Annotated in this window: 13 protein-coding genes; 8 read left to right on the top strand and 5 right to left on the bottom strand. The window is 51.5% G+C overall.

The genetic code is table 11. The features are described 5' to 3' along the window. Positions 1–10: 10 nt before the first annotated feature. From ACX93W_RS10335 to ACX93W_RS10315, 5 genes are all read left to right on the top strand, one after another. Complete coding sequence (locus tag ACX93W_RS10335; protein ID WP_459392282.1) at positions 11–643, top strand: YigZ family protein; 633 nt, start codon at positions 11–13, stop codon at positions 641–643. A gap of 221 nt (positions 644–864) precedes the next feature. Next, on the top strand, positions 865–1,680 hold the full coding sequence (gene cysT / locus ACX93W_RS10330) for a sulfate ABC transporter permease subunit CysT (RefSeq protein ID WP_459392281.1): 816 nt from the start codon (positions 865–867) through the stop codon (positions 1,678–1,680). A 2-nt stretch (positions 1,681–1,682) separates the two neighbouring features. Continuing rightward, the gene (locus ACX93W_RS10325; protein ID WP_459392375.1) at positions 1,683–2,480 is read left to right on the top strand and encodes a sulfate ABC transporter permease subunit; all 798 of its coding nucleotides are present in this window, start codon (positions 1,683–1,685) and stop codon (positions 2,478–2,480) included. A gap of 3 nt (positions 2,481–2,483) precedes the next feature. Further along, positions 2,484–3,548, top strand: a complete 1,065-nt coding sequence (locus ACX93W_RS10320; RefSeq protein ID WP_459392280.1) for a sulfate/molybdate ABC transporter ATP-binding protein — start codon at positions 2,484–2,486, stop codon at positions 3,546–3,548. A 45-nt stretch (positions 3,549–3,593) separates the two neighbouring features. Then, on the top strand, positions 3,594–4,652 hold the full coding sequence (locus ACX93W_RS10315) for a sulfate ABC transporter substrate-binding protein (protein WP_459392374.1): 1,059 nt from the start codon (positions 3,594–3,596) through the stop codon (positions 4,650–4,652). Between the two features lie 113 nt (positions 4,653–4,765). Here ACX93W_RS10315 and bglX read toward each other — a convergent pair whose 3' ends face one another. The 4 genes from bglX to ACX93W_RS10295 all read right to left on the bottom strand — a co-directional run bounded on the left by bglX (position 4,766) and on the right by ACX93W_RS10295 (position 9,657). Next, on the bottom strand, positions 4,766–6,904 hold the full coding sequence (gene bglX / locus ACX93W_RS10310; protein ID WP_459392373.1) for a beta-glucosidase BglX: 2,139 nt from the start codon (positions 6,902–6,904) through the stop codon (positions 4,766–4,768). A 733-nt stretch (positions 6,905–7,637) separates the two neighbouring features. Continuing rightward, positions 7,638–7,904 (bottom strand): hypothetical protein, encoded by a 267-nt coding sequence (locus ACX93W_RS10305; RefSeq protein ID WP_459392279.1) that lies wholly within the window; start codon positions 7,902–7,904, stop codon positions 7,638–7,640. A 6-nt stretch (positions 7,905–7,910) separates the two neighbouring features. Then, on the bottom strand, positions 7,911–8,783 hold the full coding sequence (locus ACX93W_RS10300) for a carbohydrate ABC transporter permease (RefSeq protein ID WP_459392278.1): 873 nt from the start codon (positions 8,781–8,783) through the stop codon (positions 7,911–7,913). Between the two features lie 16 nt (positions 8,784–8,799). Continuing rightward, positions 8,800–9,657 (bottom strand): ABC transporter permease, encoded by an 858-nt coding sequence (locus ACX93W_RS10295; RefSeq protein WP_459392372.1) that lies wholly within the window; start codon positions 9,655–9,657, stop codon positions 8,800–8,802. A gap of 405 nt (positions 9,658–10,062) precedes the next feature. Here ACX93W_RS10295 and ACX93W_RS10290 point away from each other — a divergent pair, with 405 nt between their 5' ends. From ACX93W_RS10290 to ACX93W_RS10280, 3 genes are all read left to right on the top strand, one after another. Then, complete coding sequence (locus ACX93W_RS10290) at positions 10,063–11,901, top strand: sensor histidine kinase (RefSeq protein WP_459392277.1); 1,839 nt, start codon at positions 10,063–10,065, stop codon at positions 11,899–11,901. 40 nt (positions 11,902–11,941) lie between these two features. Continuing rightward, positions 11,942–13,558 (top strand): response regulator, encoded by a 1,617-nt coding sequence (locus ACX93W_RS10285; protein WP_459392276.1) that lies wholly within the window; start codon positions 11,942–11,944, stop codon positions 13,556–13,558. A gap of 139 nt (positions 13,559–13,697) precedes the next feature. Continuing rightward, the gene (locus ACX93W_RS10280) at positions 13,698–15,389 is read left to right on the top strand and encodes a type 2 periplasmic-binding domain-containing protein (protein ID WP_459392275.1); all 1,692 of its coding nucleotides are present in this window, start codon (positions 13,698–13,700) and stop codon (positions 15,387–15,389) included. A gap of 223 nt (positions 15,390–15,612) precedes the next feature. Here ACX93W_RS10280 and ACX93W_RS10275 read toward each other — a convergent pair whose 3' ends face one another. Beyond that, positions 15,613–17,331, bottom strand: a complete 1,719-nt coding sequence (locus ACX93W_RS10275; protein WP_459392274.1) for an S-layer homology domain-containing protein — start codon at positions 17,329–17,331, stop codon at positions 15,613–15,615. Between the last annotated feature and the right edge of the window lie 63 nt (positions 17,332–17,394).

The raw sequence follows: 17,394 nt of genomic DNA, 5'->3' as shown, positions 1-17,394 counted from the left end.
GCAATATTCCATGCTGATTAGATACCGGACGGTGCGCAAGGAAAATAACCGGGAGATCGTGATCAAGAAATCCCGGTTTATCGGCTTTGCCAAGCCGGTGGAGTCGGAAGAGGAAGCAGTTGCTTTTATTGAGGAAATCAAGCGGCAACACCGGATGGCTACCCATAATTGCTCCGCGTACATCGTGGGCGAGAGGGATCAGCATCAGAAGGCCTCGGACGACGGAGAACCAAGCGGAACGGCAGGTAAGCCGATTCTGGAGGTTATCCGAAATAAAGGATTGAAAAACGTAGCGGTTGTTGTCACTCGCTATTTCGGCGGCATTATGCTGGGGGCGGGAGGCCTCGTCCGCGCTTATACGGATGGGGCGGTCGCCGGCATTGAGGCAGCCGAAGAGATCGAGCTGGTCCTGCACCGCGAAGTGTTCGTAGAGGTAGACTACACCTGGTACGGCAAGCTGGAAAATGAGCTGCATGCCCGTTCCATGCGTGTCGGGGGCACGGAGTTTACCGACAAGGTAACGGTTTGTTGCTTGCCTGAGGAGCCCGACAAAGAGAGCTTTATGGCTTGGATTACGGAGCTAACGGCAGGCCAAGCCGTCATTGCGGAAGGCGAAGCCCGATATTGCATTGAAGGCGAATAGTTAAAGATACAGCCAAGCCATACGCTTGGCTGGCAAGCTGTTTTTTCTGCCAACGCGGCAGAAAAAAACAGCTTTTCTTTTTGTCAAAGTGGTAAAAACGTATTGACGTACCCGCTATCGGGATGCTACATTATTAATACCTAGTAATTTAATAGGAATTATGAAAATAGCTGGTTTATTACCCTACGGCACGAGCCGATGGTTTGGAGGGTCACGTCACAGTGAATGCGTTGTTTCGGGGAAAGGCTTGGAGCTTCGGTTTCCGGAGCGCAATTATGCTTTACTTTTTTTGCCTGATTGTATTGCCTATCTGTGGAATTTATGTTCAATCTCTATCGGAAGGTTGGCCCGCATTTTGGGAAAGTATCGCTGAACCGCTTGCGTGGAAGGCGGTTGCGCTTACCGTCAAGCTGGCCGTTATCGCAACACTGATTAATGTGGCATTAGGCACCATGATTGGCTGGGTACTGATTCGTTACCGCTTTCCTGGCAGAACGATTCTGAACAGCTTGGTGGATTTGCCGTTTGCTTTGCCAACAGCGGTTGGAGGTTTGCTGATTCTATTGCTGTTGGGTCCAGGGAGCCTGATCGGCGGCTTGGCGCAAGCGATTGGCATTGAAATCGTATTTCATGAGCCGGCCATCGTCGTAGCTATGGTATTTGTAACCTTTCCGTTTGTGATCCGGGCCATTCAGCCGTTGCTGGAGGAGCTGGATAAATCCGAGGAGGAGGCTGCCTATACGCTGGGCGCTTCCAAAGCCAAAACTTTTTTTCAGGTAATATTGCCGACCATGGCCCCCGGCATTGCCAGCGGCGCTATGTTAGCCTTTTCGCGCGGACTTGCCGAATTTGGCGCAGTCGTTCTGGTGGCGGGCAATATTCCCGGAAAAACGCTGGTTGCATCGGTATTTATTTTTGGAGAAATCGAAAGCAATAATCCTCAAGGAGCCGCGGCGGTTTCCGTGCTGCTGCTTACTCTTTCCTTCCTGATTCTCTGGATCGTCAGCATGATTCAGTCCAGGAGGTCGGGGCAATGAATATGAGACGTTTATGGATTGGCTTGACGTATGTCGTATTTGGTCTGCTGCTTATCGTGCCGTTGATTCAAATTGCCGCCGGAGCCTGGAGCGACGGAGCGCAGTCCTTTGTTGACGCGCTGCTTCGCCCGCAATCGCTTCACGCTTTGATGATGACCGGCATCATTGTTGTGGTGGTTACCGCAATCAACACTTTGTTTGGCGTCATGCTGGCGCTGTATCTGGTGCGCGGAACATGGCTTGGAACCAAGATTAAACGTCTGTTGAACAGCATTGTGGATCTGCCTTTTGCGGTTTCTCCCGTCATCGGCGGCCTGATGATTGTTCTGCTGCTGGGGCCTAATACGGTCATTGGAGCCTTTTTCGAAGATATTGGCTTTAAAGTTGTTTATGCGCTGCCGGGCATGATTCTGGCAACCCTGTTTGTTACATTCCCGATTATGGTGCGCGAGGTTATGCCGGTGCTTCAGGAAATCGGGTCACAGCAGGAGGAAGCCGCATCGATGATGGGGGCTTATCCCTGGTATACGTTCTGGATGGTCACCTGGCCGTCTATCCGCTGGGGCGTCATTTATGGCGTGGTGCTGACGGTAGCCCGTTCGCTTGGCGAATTCGGAGCGGTATTGGTCGTTTCGGGCAACATTATGAATAAAACGCAAACGGCTACAACATTGGTATACCAAGATGTCGAAAATTTTAATGTGGTCGCCGCAAATGGCGTGGCGCTGGTGCTTGCGGCTTTTTCCGTAGGACTGCTGCTGCTCATGGAATGGTCCAAAAAACGAAAGGAAGTGCATTAGCGGATGCATATCGAGGTACGGGGTTTAAACAAAAGCTTCGGCGACTTTCATGCGGTCAGGGATGTCAGCTTTGATATTGAAAAGGGCAAGCTGATTGGCCTTTTGGGGCCAAGCGGCGGCGGCAAAACATCGATTCTGCGCATGCTGGCAGGACTAGAAACGCCTTCCAGCGGGGATATCGTTTTTCATGGCAAAAGAGTAAATGATCTTCCTCCTCAGGAGCGCGGCATCGGCTTTGTTTTTCAAAACTATGCGTTGTTCAAACATATGACTGTTTATGACAACGTGGCGTTTGGACTCAAAGTGAAGAAACAAACCAAAGAGCAAATCCGCGAGCGCGTTATGTATTTGGTGGAACTTACGGGCCTTAAAGGCTTTGAGCATCGTTATCCGCATCAGCTGTCCGGCGGTCAACGCCAAAGGGTGGCATTTGCCCGGGCATTGGCTCCCGAGCCGCAATTGCTGCTCCTGGATGAGCCGTTTGCGGCGATTGACGCCAAAATCCGCTCCGAGCTGCGGACGTGGCTGAAGGAAATGATCGAAAGCGTCGGCATTACCTCTATCTTCGTGACGCATGACCAGGAGGAAGCCATCGAGGTAGCGGATGAAATCATGATTATCAGCAAAGGCCGTCTGGAGCAAAAAGGCAGTCCGTGGGATATTTACAAGGACCCGGCAACGCCGTTTGTGGCCAGCTTTATCGGAGAATCCACCGTTGTGGAGAATTTGTCCGAATTGAAGGGCTTTGAGCATGCAACCAATGAACCGGGCACGAAGGCATTGATTCGTCCTGAATATATCGAGCTGGGCAAGCCGGGAGAAATTAGTCTGGCATCCGCTACGATGCCTGCGATTGTAAAACATCTTCATTTCCGCGGCAGTGAATGGATGGTTGAATTGGAGATCGGTTCGACCAAGCTGATCACATACCGTTCTCTGGAGAAGGAAGTGCTTCATCCCGGAGAGCAGATTAACGTATTGCTGCATCGGGCTTACCTGTTTAATGATTCCCGGAGCTGGGTGCTGGAAAACCCGCTAAAAGTAGATCCGATGCCGATGTTCATTTAATGATTTAATCTACTTTCTCGAGAAAGAGATGTTGTGATGATGGGTATGAAAAAGGGAAGATCCAATGCGGCGCGGGCAATCGCAATGCTTGCGCTGCTGCTCCTAATTGCAGGCTGCAGCGGCGGAAATGGCGGCAATAATACGGAGACTGGCGAACCGCCTGCGGAGGGCCAGGTTACGCTTGTCATCGGCGCTTATTCCGTCGTAAAAGACGCCTTTGCAGAGCTGCTTCCAGAGTTCAAGCAGAAGTGGCTGGAGGAAACGGGACAAACGGTCGTGTTCCAGGAATCCTATGAGGCTTCCGGCACACAGGCTCGCGCGATTGCCGGAGGTTTTGAGGCTGATGTCGCGGTGCTGGCGATGGAGGGCGATATCGACAAGGTTGAGGACGCAGGTTTTATTACGAATGACTGGCGGTCGCTAAATGACGGGATGATAACCGAATCCATTGTTGTTCTGGGAACGAGGCCGGGGAATCCGTTAGGCATTTCCGATTGGGAGGACTTGGCTGCCGACGGGGTAAAAGTGCTTTATCCCAACCCCAAAACATCCGGCGGCGCTCAATGGGACATTAATGCAATTTACGGCGCCGGACTCAAAAAGTCGGAGGAGCAAACCGGCGAAAAGTCGCCCGATTACGCCAAGCAATTTCTGAAATCGATTCATCGCAACGTAGAGTCGCTGGACAAAAGCGGCCGGGCTTCCATGGCGGCTTTTGAATACGGGGTAGGGGACGTTATCGTCACCTACGAAAACGAATTGCTGGCGCGGATCTCCAAAGGCATTCCTTACGATATCGTGATCCCGGAATCCACGATTCGGATTCAGAATCCAGCTGCCGTGGTGGACAAAAATGCGGACAAACATGGCACGCGCGAAGTGGCGGAAGCTTTTGTTGCTTTCCTTCACAGTCCAGAAGCGCAGCGCAAGTTTGTGGAATACGGCTTCCGGGCCGTTAACGAGGAAGTAGCGAAGGAGACGGCGGATCGTTATGTGGTTCCTTCAGGTCTCTTCGATATTTCGTATCTTGGCGGCTGGGATTATGTTCGCGAAACGTTGTATTCCAAACGCGGAGTCTGGTATCAGGTGCTTGCCGACCTGTAACTTCACGTCTTAGTTGAATGGGACTAAAAAAAGCACGCTGCAACATTGTTGTAATAAACAACAATTGCGGCGTGCTTTATTTTGATCCTATTGGGGCGGAGCAAGGCTGCTGCTTATTTGACCAGCCGAAACGGCAAAGCCGTGTTTTCCTTGCTGTTTGGACCTACAAATGCGATGAAAGCCCCTGCATCGCTGGACAAGCTCAGATCGGAATGATAATACCGAAGCTGCTCCTCGGTCAAAGTAAAGGCGATACGTTTGCTTTCGCCTGGCTGCAGCTCTATTTTGCGGAAATCCTTCAGCTCCTTGACGGGACGAACCACTTCGCCCGACAAATCGCGTACATACAACTGCACAGTCTCCATACCCGCCATCTGGCCGGAATTGGTTACCGTTACCGATATGGTCAGTTCTTGAGCATCCCTCAGAATTTCGGAAGAAATGGCGGCATCGCTGTAAGTAAATGCGGAATAGCCTAGCCCGAAGCCAAACGGCAGCAGCGGCTCGTTAGGGATATCGAGATATTGGGAAACGTAACGTTCCTGAGCGTCAGGCGCGCCTTGCGGTCTGCCTGTGTTGAAGGCGTTGTAATAGACCGGAACCTGGCCAACGCTGTATGGAAACGACATCGTCAGACGGCCGGACGGGTTGGCATCGCCAAGCAGCAGGTCGGCAATTGCCCGGCCAGCTTCGGAGCCGGGGAACCAGGCTTCCAGCACCGCATCGGCTTCATCCAGCACACCATGCAAATCAAGCGGGCGTCCGTTAAATAATACCGCGATGACAGGTTTGCCAAGCGCCTTCACTTTGGATACAAGCTCAAGTTGAGCCTGCGGCAAGCGGATATCGGCCCGGCATCCCGCTTCGCCGCTCATATCGGAATCTTCGCCCAGTGCCAATACAATAACATCAGCATTTTGCGCGGCAGACAATACTTCCTCCCATTGGGATGCCGTCGAGTGCTGCAGGATGCCGCAGCCTTCCGCAACATGCAGCTTGCCGGAGCCGGTTGCCAGCCCTGCGGCCAATCCTTCCGCAAGCTTGACGGCGTCCTCGCGCGAGCCGGTCCAGGACCATGGGCCAAGCACGTCTCCGCTTGTTGCAAACGGCCCGATCAGCGCAATCTCGGCATTTCTTTGCAGCGGCAATGCGCCGTCATTTTTCAGCAGCACGCAGGATTGCAGCGCCAGCTCATACGCAGCCTCGCGATGCTCCTTACTGAACACGACCTCTTTTTCACGTTCGGGATTCGCGGCACGGTAAGGATTTTGGAATAATCCAAGCTTTTCCTTCAGCGTCAAAATCCTCAGTACGGCTTCATCGATCAGCGCCTCTTCTACTTCGCCAGCTTCAATTAGCTCTCCGAGATGATTGACATAACAAGGGGTCATCATTTCGATATCGACCCCGGCATGAATACTCTTGAGAGCCGCTTCGCGCTCATCGGCGGCAATGCCGTGCGCAATAATCTCTCTGACGGCTCCCCAATCGGAGATGAGAATGCCGTCAAAGCCCCATTCCTTCCGAAGCAGGTCCCGCATGAGACGGCGGTTGCCCGTTGCCGGAATGCCGTCAACCGTATTAAAGGAGGTCATCACCATTTCGCACCCTTCGTCCAGCGCGGCCTTGTAAGCCTGAAGATAGAACTGGCGAAGCTGCCGCTCCGACATATCCACTGTATTGTAGTCGCGTCCCGCTTCCGCCGCGCCGTAGGCGGCAAAGTGTTTGACGCAAGCCGCGACGCGGCCCATGTCGCCCGCAAGATCGCTTCCCTGGAAGCCGCGAACAAAAGCGCGCGCGAACAAGGCGTTAAGATGAGGGTCCTCGCCCGTTGATTCCATCACGCGGCCCCATCTGGGGTCGCGCACCAGATCCGCCATTGGAGCGTAAGTCACGTGGACGCCGGAAACGGCAGCTTCCAGCGCCGCAATTTCAGCGCTGCGCTCTGCAAGCTCCGTATTCCAAGAGCAGCCGATTGCGAGCGGAACCGGGAATATCGTTTTGAAGCCGTGTACAATATCAGCCATCATTAGCAGGGGAATGCCTAGACGGTTATTTTCCAGATGGGTGCGCTGTACGGCAATCACTTCCTCCGCTCCCGCCATGCCTAAGACAGACCCGGCATTTGTTACTGTATCACGTGTAATGCCCATCGCTTCCATTGGGCCCGTAATGAGTCCCGCGCTTTCCGCTCCTTCGAAAAAAGGTACGGCTAGCTGAATCAATTGGGCGATTTTTTCATCCAGCGTCATTTGAGCCACAAGCTGGGGCAAGGTGCCTTTTCCCCGATAACCGATGCTCTCCGCGCCTTCGGTCGGTGCCGATGAATGTTGAGGTTGAGCATGTTCAGTTGAGTGCTGATCTTGTTCAGGCAATTGTTGATTATGTTCGGGTGATGTTGCGCTCATGTCGAATAAAACCTCATTTCTTATAAGTGTTGACTATTTCAGCTGATTGTTCGCTGTTCTGTTACTGATCGTCCACAGGTCAGTTAACTGCCGAATGGTAGTTGGTCAAATGATCAAATGGTTTCGAGGCATAAAGGTCAAAAAGAATAAAAGATTTTAAGGTTCAAAGTTTAATCATTTCAAGGTTTCAAGGTTTAAAGGTTTCAATGTTTCAAGACTTTGAGATTTTGAGGAATTAAGCTCTATGGTGTAAATAACTATGATGCAAATGTCAATTGAGCTAATGGTCAGATGGCAAAACGATTCGGCAGTATAGAGGTTTAAGGTGTTAATGGCTACTCTGTAAAGGATAATTATTCTAATGGTCAAATCTGTCCATTAAAGCTGCTTTTACAGAAAAATCAATTTCTAATGGACATTTTTGTCCATTAGAACCTAAAAAAGAATAGTTTTGGCATTATTTTGAGCTGTAGTGGACAGATATGACCGTTAGAAGTCACCAGCAGGTCCGAAACGTGCTCTAATGGTCATTTATGTCCATTATCCATTACAATAATAGTTGGAAACCCTCGCAGCCTTAGGCTAGAAGAACAGCCTGCGGCCCCCCGCCGACTTCGGCTAGAAGTACCGCCTGAAGTCCCCGCCATCTTCGGCGAGGAGAACTGCCCGAAGCCAAGTCCCTGCCGACTTCGACAAGGAGAGCTGCCCGAAGCCAAGTCCCGCCATCTTCGGCGAGGAGAGCTGCCCGAAGCCAAGTCCCCGCCATCTTCGGCGAGGAGAGCTGCCCGAAGCCAAGTCCCCGCCATCTTCGGCGAGAAGTACTGCCCGCAGTCCGCGCCTTCACCTTCGCCTACTCCTTTACTGCGCCAATTACGATGCCTTTGACGAAATAGCGCTGCAGGAAGGGATAAGCAATAAGGATCGGCAGCGAGCCGATAAAGATTTGCGAAGCCCGGATGGTGCGCTGCGACAGCTTTTCGACGACGGTTGGGTCAAAACGAGTCATGTCGGCTTGCACGATGATGGTTTGCAGGAAGCTCGCCAGCGGCAGCCTGGAGGATTCCTTGATATAGATCAAGCCGTCGAAGTAGGCGTTCCAGTGCATAACCATCGTAAAAAGCGAAATGGTCGCCAGCGCCGGCAGCGACACTGGCAAATAAATCGAAACAAACGTGCGGAAATGTCCGGCGCCATCCATAAAGGCGGCTTCCTCCAGTTCTCGCGGCACCGTCCTGAAAAAGTTAAGCAGCAAAATCAGGTTGTACACGGATACCGTAACGGGCAGAATCAGGGCCAGCAGCGTATCCATCAGTCCCAGCTTCAAAATCAGAATATAGTTCGGGATCAAGCCGCCGCTAAACAGCATCGTGATGACAAAATACCACATGTAAACCTTGCGGGCGCGGAAGTCCCGGGTTTCCTTGGACAAGGCATAAGCGGCAAGCGATGTAATCAGCATGGCGAAGGCTGTGCCGAGCACCGTCCGCTGCAGCGACACCCATAGGGACGAAATGAAATTTTCATTTTCAAAAGTGATGGAATAAGCCTTCAGCGTAAAGCCTATAGGCCAAAAGGTGACCAGTCCGCCGTTTGCTGCGGAAGCGGAGCTAAGCGAAACCATCAGCAGGTGAAATAGGGGAAGCAAACAAACAACGGCAACGACGCTCAGAAAAATATTGTTGAATATGCTGAAGATGCGATAGGACAACGTTTTGTGATACAAGATAGTTCCCCCCTTTCTAGAAAATCCGGTAACCGGCGAATTGGTAGGCAAGACGGTAAGAAATAATGATCAGCACCAGGCTGATGCCGGATTTGAACAGGCCAACTGCGGTTGCAAAGCTGAACTGGCCGCTTAACAAACCTTCCCGGTAAACGAACGTGTCGATAATATCGCCTTGCTGGTAGATCAGCGGACTGTACAAGTTAAAAACCTGGTCAAAGTTGGCGTTCAGCACGTTGCCCAGCGCCAGCGTCGCAATAACGATCATTATCGGAATAAGCGCCGGAATCGTAATATGCAGCGTCTGCTTCAGGCGTGTTGCGCCGTCCACCTCAGCGGCTTCATACAGCGACGGATTAATGCCCGCTAGCGCAGCAAGGATAACGATTGTATTAAAGCCGAATTCCTTCCAAACGTCGCTGAAAATGATGGTAATCCGGAACCAGAACCCGTCGCCGAGGAAAAAAATCGGTTTAATGCCGAACACCCCGCTGAGAAATTGGTTTAGCAGCCCCGTTTGGGCAAGCACGTCGATCAAAATGCCGGACAGCGTTACCCACGACAAAAAGTGGGGCAAATAAACCAGCGTCTGAATGCCGCGCTTCAGTCCCATATGCCGCACCTCGTTCAGCAGCAGCGCAAAGAGGAAGGGAATAAACAGATTAAGCAGCATTTTGGAGCAGGCAAACAGAAGCGTATTCAAAGTAATCTTGATAAAATATTCGTTTTCGAACATGCTGCGAAAATGCTTCAGTCCAACCCACGGCGAGTCCAAAAAGCCCAGTCTGGCGGAATAGTCCTGAAATGCCATCGTAATTCCCGTCATGGGAATATAGGCGAATACAAAGACGAGCACGACTGCGGGAAGCACCATCAGATGCAGGCTCCAGGGCTGTCGTTTCCGTCTCTTTTTACCCTTGCTCTGCGTGAGTCCGGGGGGTGTGTTCTGCAATGCTGTAGCCTTCATCCTTCTCCCTCTCCCAAAAAAACATAATTGTGTATTGCGTCAAACCCTGATATAAATAGTACCAAAGCGAGTTGAATACGCTCTATAAGACAATTTTAGGATCGATAGCGTTTTGTTAGGGTGTGTCTTCAAACTCCGCAGGGAGCAAATATTGCCGAATTTTCGTTCTCTGCAAGGCGCTTTTCCAAAGGCATACCGGGGGTAAGCCTTTGGAAAAGTAACGCATCAGGGGGCGAAAAGGCGCTGACAAGTGTCCTTGAGCGAGCTTGAAGACACACCCTTAGGCGATTCATTTAGAGGGGGAAATGAGAAATGGCAGCTGGAGGCAGCCAAGAATTCGTCAATCGGAAAACCGCAGTAAGATACAGCCTGTTTCTCAAAATGAATGCCCTGATTATCCTTTTGTTTGTGCCCATTATCATCCTTTTTGCCTATTCCAACGGGGTGACCAACAATGTCATCAGCAAGGAGCTGAAAGAGTCCAACATGACGCAATTGGCCTTCTTGTCGAGTCAGCTGGAAAACCGGATATCGCAAACGGTCAACTTTGTCATTTCTTTCTCGCGCGATCCCAACGTGGAGAAATTCAACGGTTTGAATATGTGGGATGACCGCTATGACAGAATGCAGACGAGATATGTCGTACAGGAAAAAATGCGACTTCAATCCGGATTAAACAACATATGGCCGGTAAATTATTCCGTATATTCACAGCAAAACAAGGAAGCGATTTCAAATTCGGCAGCTCCGGTCAACTATGACGAGGACTATTTGAAGTCCAATATGTCGGGAAAATGGACCTATGGAGACGGGCGGGACAGCGAACCTGCCGGGAATGGGACCTTCAACTGGTTTTATACGGATTCCTACGGTTATCAGGGGACGCTGAAGGGCAGCAATCTGGTTGTCCAGGCCAGCTTTAGCCACGACAATATTCGGAATATGCTGGATGAATACAAGGCGGGCGGGCAAGGCAATGCGTTGCTTTACCGCAAGGGCGAAATGCCGATTGTAAACAGAAGCGCGACGCAATCCCTGCTGTCCGAATTGGCAAGCGATCTGGAGGATCGGGATTTGGGCGAAAAGGCCCAGCACATTGTGACGCTGGACGGCCAAAGTTATTTGGTCAGCTCCATCCGGTCGCCGCAGTTGGGCTGGTATTTGGTGGACGCGGTGCCGCTGGATCAGATGTTGGGGCCTATCGCCGCCAGCCGCAATCTGTTTTATTTGACCATGGGGCTGCTGTTTGCGGTTGGGATTAGCGCTTCCGTACTGCTGTACCGAAATGTCCAGCGCCCCATCATTCAGCTTATTCGCGGCTTGCAAAGTGTACAAAGGGGCGATTTTTCCGTCCAAATCAAAGCAAAAGTGAACAATGAATTTTCCTTCCTGTTTTACCGGTTTAACGAAATGTCCAGGGAAATCCAGGAGCTGGTGGAGAAGGTGCTGGGCGAAAAACTGAGAGCGCGGGAAGCAACCCTGAAGCAGCTACAGGCGCAAATCAATCCGCATTTTCTGTACAACTGTCTTGGCTTTATTATCAATATGGCGCAGATGAAGGAGGAAGAGGCTGTTGTTTCGATGGCCTACAACCTGAGCGCTTATTATCGGTATACGACTCGCATGGAGCGGGAGACGGCGGCGCTGGAGGAGGAAATGAAGCTGGTTGTCAACTATCTGGAGATTCAGATGTTGCGCAACAGCCGAATCCGCTACAGCATTGAGCTGCCGGAGGAAATGAAGCGGCAGCAGGTGCCGCGCCTGATGTTGCAGCCCCTTGTTGAAAACGCAATCATTCATGGCATCTCCAAGTCGTATGCTTCCGGCGAAATTGCCATTACGGGCAGCATAGGGGACGGTTATTGCAAAATTTTTGTGGATGACGACGGCCCGGGGTTGGACAAAGAAGGACGGGAGCAGCTGCTTCGCAAAATGTTGGAGCCGCTGCAGGAGGAAATGGGCTGCGGCCTCTGGAATACAAACCGCCGGCTGATGCATTTATTTGGCGAGGGCTCCTGCCTGCGGTTCTGCGAATCGCCGCTGGGCGGCTTCCGTACAGAGCTGATCTGGCGGCTGCCCGAGGAAAAGGAAACACAAGGCATGGCTCTGCCAGAAATGAAAGGAGCATCACCATTGGCCGGAACAGTATGAACAGTTAGTACAGTCCGTACATCACAAGGGGGCACAAATATTGCAACTGCTAATTGTTGACGACGAAGCGCATTGGGTAGATAACTTGGCGATGAACAAGCCATGGCATACATTGGGAATTACGGGCGTGCACAAGGCTTATTCCGCGCGGGAAGCCTTGGAGCTGATTGATGCCAACGGCATCGACATCGTCATCTCCGATATTTTGATGCCGGAAATGACGGGAATTGAACTGATTCAAAAGATTCGCGAAAGGGATAAAGGAATCAAATGTATTATCCTGTCCGGCCACTCCGATTTTGAATACGCCAAGGAGGCGGTTCGCCATCAGGCGGTGGAATATGTGCTGAAACCGCCTTCGGACGAGGAGTTGTTTGCGGCGGTGGGGACCGCTCGGGACCAGCTGCAGGCGGAGTGGGCAAGCGTCAGCTCCTTCGAGCGCACGCAGTTTACGCTGCGTGAGAATTTGCCTTTGCTGCGCGGTCAATTGCTGCTTGGGGCGCTGCGCGGGGAGCGACTCCGCCGCGAGGAATGGAGCCGGAAGCTGGAGAGCTACGGTCTGCCGGTGGAGTTTGGCGACAGCTGGCTGATGCTGGTGCGGATGGAGGAGGAGTTTGGTCAATATCGCAACAAGGGGCAACATCTGCTGGAATATGCCGTCATGAACATCGCGGAAGAAATCGTAGGCGAGTATGCACAAGTATGGGGTGTCAAAGACGAGCATGGTTACTTGGTCTTTCTGCTTCAGCGCAAAGGCGAAGCAACCAGAAGTCGCGGCGATAAGCTGCTGGAAGGGTTGATGGTGAGGCTGCAAAGCAAGGTAAAGCAATACCTTCAAGGCTCGTTGTCGATCGTGATGACGGAAACTTTTCAATTTCCGGAGGATTTGGCGGCGCGTTACCGGCGCTCGGTTAGCAGCTTCCGCCAAATCGTCGGCGATGAGCGTGAATTTATTATGGTGCTGGGCGAAGAGGACAAGTCGCCTTCGCACGGTACGTTGGAGAGCATTCATATGCCTCCTTTGCTGGGACATTTGCTGGAAGCGGGTCGATGGGATGCGGCGGAGGAGAAGCTTGGGGATATTTTGGGGGAGCTTGACGGACATTATTCAGACTCCCTGGAGCACTGCATGGAAGCCGGATTTCTGATTGCGGCGGCATTTACCCATATTGCCCATCGAAACGGCCTGGCGTTGTCGGGACTCCCCGGGGTCAATGCGGAGCAGCTGATGAACGGGGAAGCTTTTTCTTCCATCAGCAGATTGCGGGTCTGGTCCATCGGCGCTTTGTCAGCGCTTCGTTCGGCGACTGCGAATGAAATGAACGATACCCGCTCCCGTTATGTGAAGAAGGTGCAGCAGTTTGCCGAAAGGAATCTGCATCTGGACGTCTCGCTGCGGGCTTTGGCGGATCATGTGAACCTGCATACGACGCATTTGTCCAAAATCTACAAGCTCGAAACGGGCGAAGGCATCAGCGATTATGTGTCGCGGCTTCGCATGGAGAGGGCTTGCCATCTGCTGCGCGCCAGCGATAAAAAAGTATATGAAATCAGCGCCGAAATCGGCTATTTGGAGCCTGCCTATTTTATTAAAGTGTTCAAAAAACAGTTTGGGGTAACGCCTCAGGAGTACCGAAACGGGCAACAAACAACATGACAGAGTGATATGTAAACTAACAAAATCATATAGATGGCCTCCCCGCCATGTTGATAAAGTTGTTTATGAGGCCGTCAGGAAAGCCAGCCTTTCCTGACGCAGAAATAAGCTCCATATTTCACTTCAAAGGGGAATCGCAATGGCTACTTTCAGAAGAACGTTTGCGCTTTTGCTGTCGCTTGTCATCGTTTTAAGCGCTTGCAGCAGCGGCAACGGAAACAACGCAGGCAAGGACAACGGCTCTAACGCCGGGGGAACGGCCGCAGTGGAATCGGACGCAGCGGAAGCGGCGTTTGCCGCAGGCAAATACGATCCGCCGATCGAAATCAGCACCGTAATTATGCCCAAAAAATACACCAACGGCGACACAAAGGAAAACAACGTGCATGACCGTTGGATGCTGGAGACGCTTGGCATCAAGCACAAGGATACCTGGTACCCTGCCGGCAACGACCCTTACAAGCAAAAGCTGCAGCTTGCTCTGTCCTCCGGCGAAAAGCTGCCCGACTTTGTTTTTGTTCCGACAGACCCGGTATTGACGAATCAGCTTATCGAATCCGGCCAGTTTATTCCGGTTGACGAACTGTTCGACAAATACGCCAACGATATTTGGAAGGGACATGCGGAACAGCATCCAGAGCTCTGGTACCCCTTCACGAAGGACGGCAAAAAGTGGAATGTACCGATCATGGAATATACAGACAATGACGACACGATCCTGTGGCTGCGCGAGGACTGGATGCAGAAGCTGGGCCTTGAAGCGCCAAAAACGATCGCCGATCTGGAAGTCATCATGGATAAATTCAAAAATGAAAATCCGGACGGGCTGGCCGCCAAGGATGTGTATCCTCTCGCCATCTCGCTGAAAAACAACACAAACACCTGGATGGGCTCGCTGGATTGGCTCTTTGGCGCATATGGCACCATCGAAGAGCAGTGGAACAAGGATGACGACGGCAATCTGGAATACGGCTCCATCAATCCAGGCGCAAAGCAAGCGCTTGCCAAGCTTCAGGAATGGATGAACAAAGGCTACATTCATCCCGATGCCGCGTTGTGGGATGAAGGCAAATCGGCGGAGATCTGGACTAGCGGCAAAGCCGGCGTATTGCCGGGCGCCAACTGGGTGCCTGACTGGCCGGCGCCGGACTTGCTGAACAACGTTCCCGGCTCCAATTACAAAGCCTACCCTGTTCCGGCAGGACCGGACGGCCATGCGGGAACCAAATGGCAAAACTCCGGCGTCAACAGCAGCTTTATGATTAACAAGGATGCCAAAAATCCGGAAGCGATTTTCCTGTATTACAACTACCTGCTCGACAATTTGGCTAACCCGGCCGAAGGAAGCCCGTACGAATACGGTTTTGCCCAAGGCTACGACTGGGATATTGTAGACGGCACGCCAACGAACAATAAAGACAAAATCGCCGACTTCAACAATGAATTCCCGTTTATTACGGGACCTGCGCGCATTCCTGATTTGTACATGAAAACGCTGGTGAAGCTCGCCGATGGGGAAGAGCCTTCGACGCCATACGAAAAACAGCAAGCCGAATTCCGCAAGCCGGAGAACTGGTATTCCGCCAAAGTGGTTATGTCGCAAATGGATGTCCGCAAGCAAAACTACTTTACGGGAGCCGCAACGGAAACCATGATTACAAAATGGAGCCTGCTGCGCCAATCCGAACTGGAAACGTTTAATAAAATCATTTACAACAAACTTCCAATTGATGCCTTCGACACGTTTGTGTCCAACTGGAAAGCAAACGGCGGAGATCAAATTACGAAGGAAGTTAACGAGTGGTACCAATCGGTGACCGCAGCTAAATAAGTCCTGTCGCTTGCAGCACTTGCTTTAGCGATCTCAGGCTTCTGCAAGTGAAGAGCGAGCCAGCCTGCCAATAACAGATTAACTGCAAAAGAGCCTTCATTCCATTGCAAAGTGGAAGGAAGGCTCTTTTTAATGCTCGATTTAATAAATTTTTTATTGCTCGATTTAATAAATACCGCTTCAAGCGCGTTGTATGTTCTCGCTGGCCTCGATAAGGCCGTTTTTATTCCGGAAGGCCGAAGATGCGATAGAGTGTTGCCGCCGCTTGCGCTCTGGTAGAGAGATCGCGAGGGGCAAACAAATCATTTTCTTTGCCATTCATTGCGCCGTGGCGCTGCAGCTCGGTTACGGCTTCAAGCGCATAATCGGAAATGCTGCCCTGATCGGCAAATTGACTTGCGTCAGCCGCAGGCTTGCTCCATTCAAGTCCCATCGTTTGCGCGGCTCGATAGAGCATAACCGCCATATCCTGTCTGCTGATGGCATCATTGACACCAAATGAGCCGTTTCCTTTGCCGGTTACAATTCCCAGCTTTTGCGCCGATGCAACGGCATTGTAGTACCAGGCATCGGTTTCAGTGTCGGTGAAGGATGCCGCGGCCGATGGATCTGTCAAATCAAACAGGTTGACGAGCATCGTAATAAATTGGGCGCGCGTCAGTTGGCCGTTTGGATTAAAGCGGTCATTGCCAACGCCGTTAATAGCTTCTCTGGCAGCCAGCGATTCAATGTAATTTTTGGCCCACGCCGCTTCATTCAAATCATTAAACGATTTGTCGGAATAAGCCGGGAAGTGAGGGTCCAAATGGGTAGCGCTCAGCTTCACCGTGCCGGTTTCCGCATTGTATACGGCATTTTTAATTACTTCAAGCTTGCCGTTTTCATTGACATAATAAAGTACGACCTTGCCCGGGGTTTCGCCAGGCTGCAGCGTATAAGGAATTTCTATCGTAACATCGCCTTTTTTGAAGGCGTCGATGGAACGTCCGTCCAGCTTCACATCAATATCGTAAACCTTGATATTTTGCTTCAGCTTTTCCTTTGCTTCAGCCGGCAATTTGGCTTGGTCAACCTCTGACACCGTGATCTGAAGGTTGCCCGGATTGCCTTGAGTCAGCAGGTTCCGATCCAGCAGGATGCGGGAAGCTCCGGAATCGATAGCAACAGCGCGGACTTTATCCGCATCGGCCTTTTGAATGCCGTCAAGCGGGATGTTCAGTTCTACGGTTTTGGCTCCCGCGTCGGGTTTTACAACAACCGACAACGTGTTTCCGCTCATCTGCTCAACCGCACGCTGCAAATGTGAGGAGGACAGCTTGACGGAAGCAAGTCCGCTTTCATTCGGTTTGGCTTGCAATTGAATGGATGAGCTCGTAATTACAGGTTCCGGCTCGGGACTTGGGGCAGGAGTGGTCGTATTATTGTCCACTGGCTGAGTTGTAGGGACGACTGAGTTCGTCAGAGACACATTGGCTTGAACGCCAGGCGTATAAACATTCCAGCTATCGTTGGATTGTCCGGTTTTGATTCTGTCCAGCGTTATTTTGCCTGTGCCGACCGAAAGGGCGGTCAGTTTAAATTTGGCGAGTACAACGGCCCCGTTTTCTCCGGCGTCATTTCCGATTTTCGTAAAAGCGGCATTGAGCTTTCCGCTTGCCAGAAGCTCTGGATTGACAACCGAGCTGAAACCGTTTAAGTCCGTTACATAAGTGCTGCCGGTTACGGTCCATAGCTTAGGGTCAAAGGAAACATTAAGCTCGTATGCGACCAAATCTTCAACGTTTTGCGCACCGATGATCAAATCCGCCTGTTCGCCGACAAGCAGCGAAGACTTTGATGCGCTGACGAAAAATACTGGATCACTTGCGGCTTTTAGCGTCTGGGGCAATGCCGGAAACAGGAGAAGCAGCGCCAAAGCGATAGATAACAATTTGTTTTTCAAGATCTCTTCTTCCTTTCCTTTGGAAATGGGCCGGGCTTTACCCCGGCCTCATTCAGGTTTACA

It is taken from the genome of Paenibacillus sp. CAU 1782, assembly GCF_054551715.1.
The sequence above is the reverse complement of the archived record's forward strand: the minus strand, read 5'-3'. Positions and strand labels throughout refer to the sequence as shown.